Here is a 14,446-nt window from a genome sequence, read left to right as displayed (position 1 = left end):
AGGAAGGCGCCCTGGCGCCTGTCACGAGACCCGGCCACGCAGCACCAGGCGGCCCGAAAGAACTGCGGCGGTACGACCGGACGGAGTCCAGCGGCGTGTCGTACGGCCGCAGTTCCTCGGACCGGATGGTCCGTCGACAGCGCTGACGCGCTACTTGCCCCAGTTCTTGCGTCGCACGGCGCGCCGCGGCCTGCCACCGGCGTACGACAGCGAGGCGTCGACGAGGAACCCGCGCTCGAGCGCCTCGCGGCCGATCAGCATCCGGAAGCCCATCTCGTCACGGTTGCTCAGCGTCATCACGGTCGTGATCGTGCGGCCCGCGAGCGTGACGTCGAGGGAGACGGCGTACCTCTTCTCGACCTGGCCGTTGCTGGAGCGCACCTCGCGCATGTCGAGCACGGGCAGGATGAGCTCGACGTGGTCCTCGTCGGAGCGCTGCCACGGGTGGATGGAGAAACGCACCCGCTCGTGGCCGTCCTCCTCGAACACCTCGAGGTCGAAGGCATGGATCGACGACGACCGCGCGCCCGTGTCGATCTTCGCCTTCACCCACGGCACGTCGGCTTGGGGCAGCGCCACCCACTCGCGCCAGCCGACGACGACCTTGGCATCGTCAGCGGCGGTCGGCAGCGGGGCGGATTCCACGGGGCCATCTTGGCAGGTGGCGGCCTCCGGGCAGGTGGTTGGATGACGTCCCATGAAGCTCGCCATCCTGTCCCGGGCCCCGCGCTCCTACAGCACGCAGCGGCTCCGGACCGCAGCCCTGGACCGCGGCCACGACGTGAAGGTGCTCAACACCCTGCGGTTCGGCATCGACCTCACCGGCGATGAGCCCGACCTGCTCTTCCGCGGCAAGCAGCTGTCGACGTACGACGCCGTGCTGCCGCGCATCGGCAACTCGATCACCTACTTCGGCACCGCGGTCGTGCGCCAGTTCGAGCAGATGGACGTCTACACGCCCAACACCAGCTACGGCATCGCCAACAGCCGCGACAAGCTGCGTGCCACGCAGATCCTGTCGCGCCACAAGATCCCGATGCCGGCCACGACCTTCGTGCAGGACCGGGCCGACGTGATCCCGGCGATCGAGCGCGTCGGCGGGGCGCCGGTCGTGATCAAGCTGCTGGAGGGCACCCAGGGCATCGGCGTGATCCTGGCCCCGACGCTCAAGGTGGCCGAGGCGATCATCGAGACGCTGCAGAGCACGCGCCAGAACGTCCTGATCCAGCGCTTCGTCAAGGAGAGCAAGGGCCGCGACATCCGCGCCCTCGTCGTCGGGGACCGCGTCGTCGCGGCGATGCGGCGCGTCGCCCAGGGCGACGAGTTCCGCTCCAACGTCCACCGCGGCGGCAGCGTCGAGCCGGTCGAGCTCGACGAGGAGTTCGAGCGGGTGGCCGTCCGGTCCGCGCAGATCATGGGGCTGCGCGTCGCCGGTGTCGACATGCTCGAGGGCCGTCGCGGCCCGCAGGTGATGGAGGTCAACTCCTCGCCCGGGCTCGAGGGCATCGAGCGCGCGACCAAGCTCGACGTCGCCGGCGCGATCGTCGACTACATGGCCAACCAGGTGGCCTTCCCCGACATCGACGTACGCCAGCGGCTGACCGTCTCGACCGGGTACGGCGTGGCCGAGATCGTCGTGCACGCCGGCTCCGACATGGTCGGCAAGAAGCTCGGCGACTCCGGCCTCGACGAGCGCGACATCACCGTCCTGACGCTGCACCGCGGACCCCAGGTCATCCCGAACCCGCGCAACAAGACCGTGCTCGAGGGAGAGGACCGCCTCCTCTGCTTCGGCAAGCTCGAGGAGATGCGGTCGATGATCCCGGACCGCAAGCAGAAGCGCGTCCGGCGCCTGATGAAGAAGCACCTGCCGCCCGAGAGCTCCTGACCGCCGCCGGCTCCCGACCCCACGGCGTGCCCATCTCGCCGCGTGCGGGCTTCATCCCGACCGGGTGAAGCGGGGTCGGGGTGCATCGCCGACAGTGAAGGGCAGCGCATCCGTGCCGACCGCGTGCGCACGTCGCCGACAACGCACGGTTGGGAAGGCGCTCCAATTGTCCGAGCCAGCCTTCGCCGTCCTCCTGCTCCTGGTGCTGGCGTGGGCGGTGACGTCGCGCCTGCTGGCTCGGTTCAACATCACCGGCGCCATCGTCCTCGCCGTCGCCGGGTACGTGCTCGCCAACCCGAGCTGGGGCCCGCTCCTCGTCGACGTGGAGACGCCGGCGGTCCACCTGCTGGCCGAGGTGACCCTTGCGCTCCTCTTGTTCTCGGACGCGGCACGGGTGAACGTGTCCCAGCTGCGGCGGGACGTCGCGTTCCCGGCACGGTTGCTGGGGATCGGTCTTCCCCTCTCGATCGTCCTCGGCTCGCTCCTCGCAGCCCTGCTGTTCGACGACCTCTCCTGGGGGCTCGCCGGATTCGTCGGGGCGACGCTGGCCCCCACCGACGCTGCCCTCAGCGCGCAGGTCATCAACGACAAGCGGATACCTCTCCGGTTGCGTCGAGCGCTGAACGTGGAGAGCGGACTGAACGACGGCATCGCCACACCGATCGTCGTCTTCATGCTGGCGGTGGCGGCGATGGAGGTCGGGACGACCGGCCACGGTGCCTCCGCTTCGGGCGGCGCCCTCGTCGATCTCGTGCTGGGCGTCGTCGTGGGCATCGTGGTCGGCGCCGGGAGCGCCCGGATGATCGCGATGGCCTCGAGACGGCGGTGGATCATCCCCGGTGGCCGGCGGGTGGCGACGTTGGCCGCAGCCCTCGCGAGCTTCGCCGTTGCCGTGGCCCTGGACAGCAACGGCTTCATCGCCGCCTTCGTTGCCGGCATCGCGTTCGGAGCGGCGCTCCCCGAGGATGTCGCCGACGTGGAGGAGATCGGCGAGCTGCCGGAGCTGGTGGGCGAGGTAATGGCGCTGGGCGTCTGGTTCCTCTTCGGTGCGGCCCTGGTGCCGGTGGCGCTCGACCACGTCTCCTGGTCGATGCTCGCCTACGCGTTCCTCAGCCTGACGGTGGTCCGGATGCTTCCTGTTGCGGTCGCGCTGATGGGGATGGGGCTGGACGGCCGCACCGTGGCGTTCGTCGGGTGGTTCGGACCGCGGGGGCTCGCCTCCGTCGTCTTCGCCATCCTGGCCGTCGAGGAGCTCGGCGAGAGCGAGGTCATACGCCAGAGCATCGCGATCGTCGCCCTCACCGTGCTGCTGAGCGTGGTCGCGCACGGAGTCTCGGCGGGCCCACTCGGACGTCGCTACGTCGAGTCCGAGTCCGAGGATGAGGCGGTCGAGGCGCCTAGGACACGGCGACTGGGACCCCACGACAATCCTGACGGCGCCTGACTCGACGGACGTCGTTCGCCCTCGCAAAGTCCCAGCCTCGCGCTACTCCGCCGCGGGTGAAGCCACGACGCATCTGTGCGTCCACGATGGGGGCGACTGGCCTCCCTCCTCGGCGACGTACGAACGTCGCCACGACCGACGGGCGTGATCCATGGCTCAAGCCGAGAGCTCCGACGGCATCCCGCGCCAGGGCATCCTGCTGGCGGCGGCGATGTTCGTCTTCGTGATCGACACGTCGTTCATGAACGTGTCCATCTCGGCCGTCGTGGAGGACCTCGACACGACCGTCAGCGGCGTCCAGTCAGCCGTGGCGATCGAGGCGCTCGTGTCCGCCGCGTTCATCCTCATCAGCAGCAAGCTCGGTGACCTGTTCGGGCGGAAGCGGGCGTTCGTCCTCGGCATGCTGTTCTACGCCGTCGGGGCGCTCGCGATGGTGTTCGCGCAGGGCCTGACGGCGATCATCGTCTTCTGGGCGGTCCTCGGCGGACTCGGCGCGTCGCTCTACCTCCCGGCGATGCAGTCCTTGATCCACGGGAACTTCGAGGGAAAGGCGCGCGCCAAGGTGTTCGCCCTGGTCGGTGCGTCGGGGGCCATCGCCGCCGCGATCGGCCCACTGATCGGGGGCTTCGTCACGACGCTCCTGTCCTGGCGCGTCGGCTTCCTGCTGGAGGCGCTCATCATCGGCGTCGTGCTCCTCGGGAGCCGCGGCATCCGCGACGTGCCGTACGCCGGAGACCGGTCCGTAGACGTACCCGGGGCGTTCCTCTCGGTGATCGGCATGGGCGGCCTCGTGCTCGGCGTGCTGGCGTGGCAGGAGGGCGGCGAGTCCGTCGCCCTGCTCCTCGCGATCGGGGCAGCGGCGATGGCCGGCCTCGTGTACTGGCTGGTCCGCCGCAAGCGGGAGGGCAAGCCCGCGCTGCTGGATCCGGGCCTCTTCTCCTCCAAGCTGTTCAGCACCGGCGTGACCCAGATCTTCCTGCAGCAGGTCGCGCTGGGCGGGCTGCTCATCGCGCTGCCGATCTTCCTGCAGCTCGTCTGGGGCTACAACGCGCTCCAGGCGGGCATCACGCTCGCGCCGCTGTCCCTCACGATGTTCGGCGTCGCGCTGCTCGCCGGGCGGAGAGCGGGGCGACGGAGGGCGAGCAGCATCATCCGAGCGGGCTTCGTCCTGCTCGCCGTGTCGATCGCCGGCCTCATCCTCCTGGTGCCCCGGGCCGACTCCGGCTGGCACCTGGCGGTCCCGCTCATGCTCGCGGGCGCCGGCCTCGGCCTCCTCGCCTCCCAGCTCAACAACTACGCGCTGGCCCCGCTCTCGGAGGAACGGGTCGGCGAGGCCGCGGGCGTCACCTCCGCGACCGGGTCGTTCGGCCTGTCGTTCGGTCTCGCCTTCGCCGGCGCGATCATGCTCGCCACCTTGTCGACCTCCTTCACGAACATGGCGGAGTCCAGCAGCGTCCTCCCGCCGGCCGACCAGGAGCGCGTCGCGACCGTCCTCGAGGAGGACGCGCAGGTGATGAGCGACGCGCAGCTCGAGGAGCTCCTCGCCGGCCAGCCCGAGGACATCCAGGACGAAGTCCTCGCCATCAACGACGACGCCCGGGACCTCGCGCTCCAGGTCGCCCTCCTCGTCGCGCTCCTCGCTGCCCTGGTCGGGATCGCCGTGGCGTTCCGGATGATGCGGCTGCCAGACCCTGCGCCATCGGCGACCGACCCGGTGGGGCTTGGGTGAGCCGTTCGGCTCTGGTCCGGCTGTCTCAGGCGGATTTAGCAGGGAGGGGCCGGATGCCACACAGCGCCCGCGATGGGCGCCCAGTTCGCCGCTTTGCGGTCACCCGCCAGGGAGAAACAGCATGCACAGCGTGATCGATTCTTCGCTGCGGGGGTGAAGGCTGCACAGGCCCGGCTGGAGCAGACCGGCGAGATCGTGCTGCACGACTTGCTGGCGGACGCCCTCCGAAGAAGGCGGTGTCAGTTCCGCCTAATCCGCTGCACCGCAGCTATGTTCATCGCGACCAAGCCTGGGCCGTTCTCACGCGCTGCACGGAGGCTCGCTGTCGAGGAACCTCCGCTCGGATATTCGGATCGTTCACCCCGAGGCCGAAGGTCGGAGTGTGCTGCGTGATCTGCCCGGGCGTCTTCAGCAAGACGGTCCTACAGGAGGCCCGAGGACACTCGGTTTGCGCGCCGCGCGCTCAGAGCCGCTAGGGAAAGGACAGCGCTCTCTCGCTCACGGGTCCGTCTTGAACTTGTGGACCGCTCTGATGGCTGAGTAGTTCGCGAGGGCGTCCGGGTCGCGGAGGAGCTCGAGGGCATCAGGGGCGTCATCTGGAGTGACTCCGCTGCGAAGCATTGCCTTGGTGCCTCTCGCACTGTCGAGGGCACTGGCAACGACTGCAGGCTTGTCCTCCTCGAGACCCTCGGCATCGGCCTGCTTGGCGGCCTCCTGAACCACGGCCTTCGTCTCGGGCTCGGTGAGCCCGCCAGCCGTTGCTAGCTCGATATCCGCGCCGCCGAAAGAGAACTTCTTTACGACCGTAGAAGGCGGCCGCGGCCAGCAGCGCGGCTGCGGCACCCATCGACGTCGATACCAGGCTGTCCGGAGGCCCCTTCTTCACGGTAGTCATCACCGTGCCGTTCTTGGTTTCGGCGTCGGTCCCTGTCGTCACGACTTCAGTGCTGCTCGTCTGTATCGAGGACCAGGCTTGAAGGCCGATGGTCAGGAGGACGAAGACCACCGCGGCCACAACCAGGACAGCGCGCCATTTGCGTATGTCGGCCAGTTCCGCGGCCCTTTCCTCGGGACTCTGAGGTGGAACGACGACCGTCGTCTTGAGAGTGTCTGCCATGTGTCCCCCGGGCTCGCAGTTTCAATGGTCACTGTGCTGTCTCGTGCGCGTACGCGGATCGCTAGGTGTGATGCCCAGCTAGGCATCGCCACTGGGCCCACGGCGCCCTGTTGTGCCGGAGTAGAGCCAGCCAATGGCGATACCGGCGAGTCCGCTGAGCAGTGGGACGTACTCGCCGCCGAATTGACTGTCCTGGGCCACGGAGACTCCGACGACAACGATGAGGCCGATGATCAACACGGCGGCCAGCGCAAGTCGCCACCGGTCCATGAATGTCTCGCGCTCGATGTCGTGAGTCAGGACGGCATCCGGCCCCGCATCGGGCGAGCCCGTTAGGCGGTCCAGGAGATGGTCAAATCGCGCGACATCGCGCTCGGTGAACGCTCTCCGTGCCTCCTCAAGGACCAGCGACTGTGCCTCGAGACGGATGGATTCCTCAGATTGCGGCTGCGCCACCCCGACTGTTTCGCTCATTGCTCCCCCTTGCGCCTCGTGTGTCTTCCAAAAGGCTGGACCGTCAGATCTATACCGTCAACAGCACCGCTGTCGACGTGTCCTTATCCTCACGAGGAGGCCGGGGGTCGTCCACTGATACCTCTGACACGCGACGAAGCCGACCGACACGGTATTAACATTGTCTAGGTGTGGCGGGCACCGCGATAGCGCGGACAAGTTCCGGCGCTATCTGTACAGCCCGCCGGCGCTCGAGGTCTCCGCAGACATGCTACTTTTCGCCGCTTGTCGGGCGCAGTCAAACATCCGGATCGGCCGGCGAGCGTGCCCCGTTCGTATTCCCCTATCAAGGGAGGGGGTCGATGTGGAACGCACGAAGGGCATATGACGAGTCGGCGGGAAACGAAGGACCCCTGCTCTCGAGTGGTGTCTCGAAAGCAGGGGTCTTCGTCGCTGAACTGCGCCAGGACGATGGCCTACTTGGTGCAGAAAGCCTTGCCTCCGAAAGGCGCGATGGTGATCGAGTTGTTCTTCCCCTCCATCTTCACGTTGAGGGTGAACTTGCTGCCGTCGAGGGCAAGAGTGGAGTTAGCGCCCTGCTCGTCGATGTCGGTCTCATAGTTGACGATGGTTCCCGACTCCTGGACGAACTGCCAGGTCTGGGTGCCAACATCTCCCTTGTGGCTGGAGTCCTTGACGATGTGGGCGCCCACGACGACCGACGTGCACGACCACCGCTCGCTGGCTGGCTGGGTGAATTGAGAGGCGTTGGTGCCACCCATGTTGTCGTAGATTGTCGTCAGCTCGGGGAGGCCGACGCCGCCCGCGGGAACGAGGGAGGGCGACGGCAAGTCGGTGCTCGAGGGTTCAAACGCTGCCGCGAGGGGGATCCACCGGTACGAAGGAGGAGCCACGAAGGGGTGCTTCTTTCGGTACTTCGTCAGGGTGTAGATCTCTGCGCGGTAGGTCTTAAGCGTCGCCTTCGGGTGGGTGCGCTTGTAGGCCGTGAACTTCGTCTTGGACTTCTTCAGCCAGGCGGACTTTGTCGTCTTTAGCCACTCAGCCTTGGACGCGTCCGTGGCTGCACTGGCGGTCAAGGGCGCGAGTGTCTGTGTCGAAGCCGAGGAGGGCAGAACCCCGCCCGTCAGCAGGCCGGCCGTGATTAGGATAGGGATAAGTTGTCTGTGCACGTCGCGGAGTTTCGCAGAGATCCGGCGGCAATACAGGGCTTTCGGCGAGGGCCCTAGGAAGAGCGTCAGTCATGCACTGCGAGCCGTCTGCGGGGCGAGCGCATCCCCGAACCGTCGACTAGACCCGCCACCGCCTAAACAGGGCTCACGCGCTGCCGAACCGTCGCTTTTGATGACCCCTGAGCAGGTCCAGCTACTCGCTCGGATGGGCGCGGGTGGTCGACTCCGATGAGTACGCTGGCGGCTTCACGGCGCACCCGCCCCAGTAGCCGCACTCGTCTCCCGGTGTGCGGTCAGTCGTTAGGTTGATCAGCGCATGAGTTTCGCAGCCAGTCGGTGCAGTAGGTCCTCAGCGTCATCTCCGACGGCCGGGAATGTTGCACGTACCGGTGCCGCCCGACCTAGCCCATTCCGCCGCCTGTCGGGGATGTCCGGGTCTGCCGATGAGTGTTCGTCGTCGATCAATCGGCTGCACAAGATGCGCTACCCGAACGCCACCGCGAGGGCCTTGCGTCGCCGGAGCCGAAGCCCAACGGCGGTCGTCACTGTGCTGATCGTGAACTTTTCGGAACGTCACCAAGGTCGATGCGCGCGGCGTGCAGGAATTGGTACCTCAGTTCTCGATACTGGTGGTGCCATCCCGACCAGCGGTTCGCGCGAAGTACTTCAGGCTCTACCTCGCGCAGAAACCGGAACATCGCCTCGCCGCGCTCGATCGTCGCATCGCCGGCGATAAGTCGAAGGGAGTCCAACGCTTTCTGCGCTTCAAGTGGCTGGATTTTACGGAGCGACAATCTGAACGTAACGGAATCTCCAGGGAGGCCGCTGTCTAGCGGCGCCTGTGCTGCTTGCCTAGCCATCCGAACCTCTAGAAAGAGGCCGTGCATCGCTGACAAGAAGTCTGTGTAGGTTCGCCGTCGGTCGGTTCGGAGGACCTCGGTTGCGCGACGTCGATCCTGGGTTCGCTGGCTCAGGTAGGTGGTTCCGGCACCAAGCGCGGTTCCACTCAATGTTCCGAGAACGACCACCCAGTCCGACACCGCAGCCTCCTCATGCCTGCGGAACAACGCTAATGACTGCATCGTCGTTCGCTGTCTGGGTAACCATCTATCCCTAAAGTATGGGGCGCCGATCCGCTCGATCATGTCGGCGTGACCGACAGGTACCGGCATCTGAGGGCACTCCCCGAGCGGCGAAACGGTGAGAGCGGCGATCGCGTCTCTGCCGTCCAGACCCACTGCCATGGAGTGCGTCCTTTCGCCGCGAGTCCCGCGCACTGGATGGCATGTTGGCCGGCGACGAGGAAGAGTGCCGTTGCGGCAGCAAGGCGCAAGCGAGGTGACGGTGGAGGCACGCCCCACCTTTGCACGGCACATAGGGGGACCGTGGACCTCGAACTGCGAGCAACTGCTTGACGGCGCGACCGAAAAGGACTAGCAGTTCGCTCCCCAGGCAAGGGCGCGGAAAGGCCTGCCAAGGCGATCAAGCCAGCGCATAAGCGCGACCTCGCCCACCTAGCGTCATTCCGTCGCGCTCGCATGTCGTTCGCAGCCGTAGCGCCCTGTCGCTGACCGCTCAGACAGCTCAAGGCGCGTCATTGCGGCGCCTGCAGGATGCCCAGACGCCCCGGTGCAATACACCGACCTCCAACGGGTCCGAGCGGCCGTCTCCCCGGCCGTCACTGGACGTCACCGCCGCAGTACGCCACCATCAGAGCAGATACCGTCTCACGCCCAGGATTGTCGCCACCCAGACCCGTCATGCGGCCGCAGGACACCGGACGATGGCTCGCGGCGGCTGAGAAGCGAGGGAGGTCGTCCCGTGCTGGTGTCGAACTTCATCGTGGACCGTGCGCGTTCCCCGCTCGGCGAGCGGTTCACTGACTTCTTCGCCCTGATCACCAATCTCCACGATGAGCCCATCAAGTTCTTGGTCGGGGCCCACGTGCATATCGATGCAGAAACCAAGGACCGACTCGGCCGAGCGAACGTACCGCGAGCATCGCTCGTCGTCGCTGGAACCGAGATGGGTCCCGTTCAGCTAGGCAGCGCGAAATCAGCGACCCGGGCATGGTGGATGCTGCGTGCACCGGCCGGCGGCACGACGATGGTGCACTTCCAACGCAGAGAGAACCCCGAGCACGCGGGAGGAGTCGAATATAGGAACGTTCCGGTGACCGGCTACGTGACGCTACGGGTACCGCCCGTTTCCCGTGAGGGCAAACTCCTTCGCCTGTGGCCGCAAGCCTCCGGCCCTGTCCCGGTGCTGCTCTCGGCCTGGACGCGAACCACCAGGGAGCCGACGATGGTTCAGATCTCCGACCCTCACGGCGTCTCTTACCAGCACACGACTGAAGGGGAGGACACCTCCTCGACGGAGGTGCCGCTCGCCAATGGGGCCGCCTACGCCGAGGTCGATGCCGAATCGGTGATCGTTGGCGACATCGAGGACGCATTGCAGGAGATAGACGCCAAGTTGACCAGCGCCCACGGGTCGGAAGAGCACTGGTTCGCACTGCTTGACGAGCACCAGCGAGTGCCGGCTCTAGTGACCCTGCTCTCAGCTGTTCAGAACGTGTCAGAGGCGGATCTGGCGAAACTCAACAACGTCCTCGCTGAAGAAGGTTCGTTGCTCCGGCTCCATCACCCTGACCGCTAAACGGGCCGAGCATCGAATGGGCGACTTGATCTGGGCTAGCTACGGCAACAGGAAGTCGATCATTACCGTAAAACGCCCGACTGGCTCCTCGCCCATGTTGACTACATTCACGCCCACCTCGTAACAGTAGGAAGGCTCTATCCGGACCTTCACGATCACATCTTTCACACTCAGATAGCCTCCATCGATCGGCGATGCCGTGGCTACCACGGAGACCGGGTTTACGACGTCCCGAAATAGCCACCAGCGTCCATGCATTTCGTGAGGCTGCAAACCGCCATCATCACTGAGGTCAACGACGAAGTTGACCCGACGTTGGATCTCCATGGGGGCACCCTTCATGAGCCTGTTGGCAACCGACTGGGTGGCGAGTGTGATTGCTTACGACGCTATGGGCATTTGAAAGGTCCGTCAACGAGCACGGGGATCATCAAGGGTCCTCGAACTTCTTCAGAGATCATGTGGGCTGAACGTGCTCAGAGCAGTCCCGAGGTTGCCGACGACCGCCGAGAGGCTCATCCCGGCCGAGCTAACGTCGACAGACCGCACCGCGATCGAGCACCCTGTTGGAAGTGATTCGAGAGTGAACACGGCCGCCACCAGGCCGGGCAGCTGGCCGTTGAGCCACGCGGTGATCTGTTGCTCAAACTGGCTACGGATAGAGCCGAACGCGAGCGGGACGAGCGCTGCGGCAACTCCCCCGAACAGGCCGCCGTCCTGGCTCGACGTGGGGTCGCCGACCTTGACCGTCACTGGCGCTGCCGGGTCACCGACCGGGTTCATGTTTGGGAGCACGGTCACTGGGAGGGTTGCTGACACCGGGTGGGGCGTCGCCGAAACCAACGGCACTCCACCGCCACCACCGATGCCGGCAAGGACGCTGTGGACGGTCACAACGAGATTGCCGGTCGCAAGCGAGACCGTGAACGTGGTCGGGCCGACGTTCACGGCTCCTCCAACGCCGGTGCTCATCGGCTGCGCGGGGAGTTGGACCGTGAATGCCCAGGCATTGATGGTGGCCTCGTCGAAGTTCACGTCGGGTAGCAGCATGATCTCGATCGGCAGGCTATTCCGGATGGCCGGCAGTGGACCCGTGCGGAAGTCGAAACCGGCGCCGACCGCCGCTCCGTTGGGCGCAATGGACTGGACCGTGACCGCCTTGTTCTCCGGCAGCGCTCCCGGGGGCTTGAAACCGAACATGGGCCCGGTCATGTTCGCGGGGACTGAGTGGTTGGGGTGGTCCACGTCCCACAGGACGATGTTCCTAATCTCGTGCGGGGGGCTCAGTCGGACGTCGATGACGGTGAGGGTTCCGGTCAGCGTCGCCGTGTTCGCGGCGACGCAGCCGTCGAGCTCGCGCTGCTTGGCTGCCTTTTGGGCTCTGACGCGGCCAAGCTCGGCGAGGGACTGCCAGGCGGCGGGACCGACGAGGGTCTCTGCGAGGGCCGCGAGCGACTGGTCCTGAGCGTGCAGTGTGGCGAGCTCATCGGCGAGCGGCTGGCAGGCGGCGGGAGGGTCCGGCATGTACTGAATGTAGAGAAGTCCTGCGACTGCAGATAGACCAACGTGGGTCATTCGTGCCGGGCACGCACGTTGAAGCGATGAGCGTTGAGACCACCGCGCTGACAGGTGAGTCATACCGCCGCGTGACGGCGGCACGCACTAGGCCTCTACCTGGACCTTCTTGTACCGGGAGAAGCGAAGTTCGAGTCCGAACTCCTCGCCCTCGGGCGTGAGTGTCCGGCCGTCGGTGCGACCGCCTCGCCAAAGCCAAGGAAGGACGAACCGAGTGGCATCGTCCGGCGGCAGGCTGCCAATCTCCGCGAGCGCTTGGTCGCGGAGCGCTTCGAGCGCTTCGGGATTCTGAGCGCCGATACCTCGCTGGCGACCGTCGGCGGCAGTTGCGCGAGCGAGATCAAGCAAGGCAGGTGGCTCCGTCGTTGACAGGTCTGTCATCCGGTCAGAGACCACCCCTTCATCCGTGGCACTGACGGGGTCGGCACGTGGCAAGCCGAGCACCATCTGGCGCTGCTCCGACGGCTTAAGCAGGCTCAGGTTGCCCACGACTGTGGCGACCATCTCCACGTAGGCCTCCACCTCTGGGCGTTGGTCGTCACCCCACGCGCTATCGACGAGTGGAAGGACCTCTTGCCATGCGAGGTGGCTGTAGCGCTGGCCCTTGCGCAACGCTGGCGCGGGCTTCGTCAGAGGACCGGTGATGTAGGTCAGGTCCAGGTTGCAATCGGGGTGCGCCGCAGCGGCGAGCCTCAAGTAGTACGGCAGTTGATCGGCACGGTGGCTCCCGGCTTCCGTCTTCAGTTCGATGACCCACACGCGGTCATCAGACAAGACCGCCCAGTCCGGCCAGCCGTTCGCCGCTTCCTCCTCGAGCTTGGGCAGCAGGTACTCATCGATGAACACCTCTGGAGACATCGACGATCCATCCCTGACGTGTGGACCATGAACGGCTTCGTCCAGCAGTTCGAGGAACCGTCGCCCCGCGGCGCCTGGTGACCGCGGCGTGTTCCACGGTGGTGCATCGCCGTCGAGGATCAGCGTGGTGAGGAGCCGCTGAAGATACTCCTCGCGGCCCAGCTTCAATCGCGCCCACAGGGCTGTCGGGCTCTCCCACATGCCGGCAGCGTAGGCCCGAGCGCCGACAGGGTGGTGTCGTAACTCCGCGTCGCTTCGCCGCGTGTCGTCACCGGTGCCACAAGGGGATCTGGCGATGAGATGGCGCCTCCTCAGACCCCCTGCACAGAACGTGTGCCCAGCGTTTACAGAGTCACGGGTGTTGTTGCCAGCGTCGGACCGGCCCGGGCGGGAGGGCCTTGAGGGCGGCGAGAAGGTCGCGGTCTGCTTCGTAGACGGTGTAGGCGAGGTCGCGGCCGTACCCGGTGCGGGCGTAGATGTCGCAACCCTGTACGCCGTAGTAGACCCGGTCTCCCCATCCGGTGGTGCCTTCGATGCCGCGTCCATAGGCGGAGGGCTCGCAGTCATCGCGCTGGTCGGTGGGGTCGCCCAGGAGCGTCTCGTTGATGCGTTGCAGGAGAGGCGCGGGAATGGGGGTGGCCCGCATGCGGTAGGGCCCGACGCCTTCGCACCAGGTCGCGGCGGTCATGGCGAGCGGTACATGCGGCAGGGTGCTGATGGGCTGCGACATGGGTGGCATCGAACATCCCGGCCCTTCCGCGCGCGTAGCCGCAGATGGCGTGGAGTCAGCGCGCTGAGCGGCCAGTGCGTCGGCGAAGGCCGCCGCTACGCGTTCTCCCTCCCGATACTCCCGATACTTCCCGACGGTCAGGAGATGGCACCCGGCCTCGGCGTAGGCGACGGCTCGGGCGTCGCCGTCCGGGTAGCGGAACCAGTAGACGTGATGTGGCCCGTCATCGGCGAAGCACGCGGTGTCCGGGTCGAAGACCGAGAGGTCGTTCACCACCTCCACCAGCGCATCGACGCCGGTGGTCAGTTCGTCGGCAGGGGCCTGGATGACCGCACCGAACGTCGTCCCGTCGGACGCGGTCGTCAGGGCTCCCGGGGCACAGTCGTACGCCGACCGTGCCCAGCGGCAGATCGCCGCCCGCGTACCGCGGCGGCGTGTCAGGCGGCGGGCACCCGGACTCCAGACCCGTCGGTACCGCAGCGTCGGAGTCCTCGACCAGGGCCGGTGCGGCGGTGCTACCGCACGCGGACAGCATCAGTGCACCGAGCAGGACCACTGCTGACTTCACCTGCCGAGGGTGACCGGGGAGACCGACAGGTGCAACGGACGTCACCGAATCGTTGCCAGCCCCAACCGTCCACTCCAACGAGCCGTACTGCCCGTTCGGGCATCCGCTGCCGCGTTCCGCGCAGTCGCACAGGTGACCCATTTCGCCGCGTGCCGGCGTCACGGTAACGGATGCGAGAAGCTCCGAGCTCGACGGGAACTGCCTGAGCTCGTGGCCTGTGCTTCGTGAACGATATA

13 protein-coding genes and 1 pseudogene are annotated in these 14,446 nt (G+C 66.5%); 5 read left to right on the top strand and 9 right to left on the bottom strand.

Going from position 1 to position 14,446, the window contains the following annotated elements:
• Positions 1-150: 150 nt before the first annotated feature.
• Positions 151-645 carry an ATP-dependent zinc protease gene (locus tag ACFQW6_RS13055; protein ID WP_378545689.1) on the bottom strand — a complete coding sequence of 165 codons (495 nt, stop codon included), beginning with the start codon at positions 643-645 and terminating at the stop codon, positions 151-153.
• Positions 646-697: 52 nt separating this feature from the next.
• Here ACFQW6_RS13055 and ACFQW6_RS13050 point away from each other — a divergent pair.
• From ACFQW6_RS13050 to ACFQW6_RS13035, 4 genes and pseudogenes are all read left to right on the top strand, one after another.
• Positions 698-1,555 (top strand): annotated as a pseudogene (locus ACFQW6_RS13050) (RimK family alpha-L-glutamate ligase); the annotation flags it as partial.
• Positions 1,553-1,888, top strand: coding sequence for a cation:proton antiporter regulatory subunit (locus ACFQW6_RS13045; RefSeq protein ID WP_368858766.1), 336 nt, complete (start codon positions 1,553-1,555; stop codon positions 1,886-1,888). The pseudogene ACFQW6_RS13050 and the gene ACFQW6_RS13045, both read left to right, overlap by 3 nt.
• A 166-nt stretch (positions 1,889-2,054) precedes the next feature.
• Complete coding sequence (locus tag ACFQW6_RS13040) at positions 2,055-3,332, top strand: cation:proton antiporter (protein ID WP_378545686.1); 1,278 nt, start codon at positions 2,055-2,057, stop codon at positions 3,330-3,332.
• Between the two features lie 151 nt (positions 3,333-3,483).
• Positions 3,484-5,061 (top strand): MFS transporter, encoded by a 1,578-nt coding sequence (locus tag ACFQW6_RS13035; RefSeq protein WP_378545683.1) that lies wholly within the window; start codon positions 3,484-3,486, stop codon positions 5,059-5,061.
• A gap of 498 nt (positions 5,062-5,559) precedes the next feature.
• Here the strand turns inward: ACFQW6_RS13035 and ACFQW6_RS13030 are convergent, their stop codons facing one another.
• The 4 genes from ACFQW6_RS13030 to ACFQW6_RS13015 all read right to left on the bottom strand — a co-directional run bounded on the left by ACFQW6_RS13030 (position 5,560) and on the right by ACFQW6_RS13015 (position 9,065).
• Positions 5,560-5,904 (bottom strand): hypothetical protein, encoded by a 345-nt coding sequence (locus ACFQW6_RS13030; protein ID WP_378545680.1) that lies wholly within the window; start codon positions 5,902-5,904, stop codon positions 5,560-5,562.
• A 352-nt stretch (positions 5,905-6,256) separates the two neighbouring features.
• Positions 6,257-6,652: a hypothetical protein gene (locus ACFQW6_RS13025; RefSeq protein ID WP_378545677.1), complete on the bottom strand. Its 396-nt coding sequence runs from the start codon at positions 6,650-6,652 to the stop codon at positions 6,257-6,259.
• 455 nt (positions 6,653-7,107) lie between these two features.
• Positions 7,108-7,728, bottom strand: coding sequence for a hypothetical protein (locus ACFQW6_RS13020; RefSeq protein WP_378545674.1), 621 nt, complete (start codon positions 7,726-7,728; stop codon positions 7,108-7,110).
• Between the two features lie 635 nt (positions 7,729-8,363).
• Positions 8,364-9,065 (bottom strand): hypothetical protein, encoded by a 702-nt coding sequence (locus tag ACFQW6_RS13015; protein WP_378545671.1) that lies wholly within the window; start codon positions 9,063-9,065, stop codon positions 8,364-8,366.
• A 577-nt stretch (positions 9,066-9,642) separates the two neighbouring features.
• Between ACFQW6_RS13015 and ACFQW6_RS13010 the strand changes: the two genes are divergently transcribed.
• Positions 9,643-10,479, top strand: coding sequence for a hypothetical protein (locus tag ACFQW6_RS13010; protein WP_378545668.1), 837 nt, complete (start codon positions 9,643-9,645; stop codon positions 10,477-10,479).
• Positions 10,480-10,518: 39 nt separating this feature from the next.
• Here ACFQW6_RS13010 and ACFQW6_RS13005 read toward each other — a convergent pair whose 3' ends face one another.
• The 4 genes from ACFQW6_RS13005 to ACFQW6_RS12990 all read right to left on the bottom strand — a co-directional run bounded on the left by ACFQW6_RS13005 (position 10,519) and on the right by ACFQW6_RS12990 (position 13,924).
• Entirely contained in the window at positions 10,519-10,806 is a 288-nt protein-coding gene (locus tag ACFQW6_RS13005) for a hypothetical protein (RefSeq protein WP_378545665.1), read from the bottom strand.
• A 123-nt stretch (positions 10,807-10,929) separates the two neighbouring features.
• Complete coding sequence (locus ACFQW6_RS13000; protein WP_378545662.1) at positions 10,930-12,003, bottom strand: hypothetical protein; 1,074 nt, start codon at positions 12,001-12,003, stop codon at positions 10,930-10,932.
• Positions 12,004-12,141: 138 nt separating this feature from the next.
• Positions 12,142-13,113, bottom strand: a complete 972-nt coding sequence (locus tag ACFQW6_RS12995) for a hypothetical protein (RefSeq protein WP_378545659.1) — start codon at positions 13,111-13,113, stop codon at positions 12,142-12,144.
• 151 nt (positions 13,114-13,264) lie between these two features.
• The gene (locus ACFQW6_RS12990) at positions 13,265-13,924 is read right to left on the bottom strand and encodes a hypothetical protein (protein WP_378545656.1); all 660 of its coding nucleotides are present in this window, start codon (positions 13,922-13,924) and stop codon (positions 13,265-13,267) included.
• Positions 13,925-14,446: the final 522 nt, after the last annotated feature.

This window comes from Nocardioides sp. GCM10028917 (assembly GCF_042666175.1).
Taxonomy (GTDB): domain Bacteria; phylum Actinomycetota; class Actinomycetes; order Propionibacteriales; family Nocardioidaceae; genus Nocardioides.
This window is presented reverse-complemented; position numbering and strand designations above follow the sequence as displayed.

Coding starts and splice junctions, on each gene's coding strand:
- ACFQW6_RS13045 (WP_368858766.1), top strand. CDS start 1,553: ATGGCCAACCAGGTGGCCTTCCCCGACATCGACGTACGCCAGCGGCTG.
- ACFQW6_RS13035 (WP_378545683.1), top strand. CDS start 3,484: ATGGCTCAAGCCGAGAGCTCCGACGGCATCCCGCGCCAGGGCATCCTG.
- ACFQW6_RS13025 (WP_378545677.1), bottom strand. CDS start 6,652: ATGAGCGAAACAGTCGGGGTGGCGCAGCCGCAATCTGAGGAATCCATC.
- ACFQW6_RS13015 (WP_378545671.1), bottom strand. CDS start 9,065: ATGGCAGTGGGTCTGGACGGCAGAGACGCGATCGCCGCTCTCACCGTT.
- ACFQW6_RS13005 (WP_378545665.1), bottom strand. CDS start 10,806: ATGGAGATCCAACGTCGGGTCAACTTCGTCGTTGACCTCAGTGATGAT.
- ACFQW6_RS13000 (WP_378545662.1), bottom strand. CDS start 12,003: ATGCCGGACCCTCCCGCCGCCTGCCAGCCGCTCGCCGATGAGCTCGCC.
- ACFQW6_RS12995 (WP_378545659.1), bottom strand. CDS start 13,113: ATGTGGGAGAGCCCGACAGCCCTGTGGGCGCGATTGAAGCTGGGCCGC.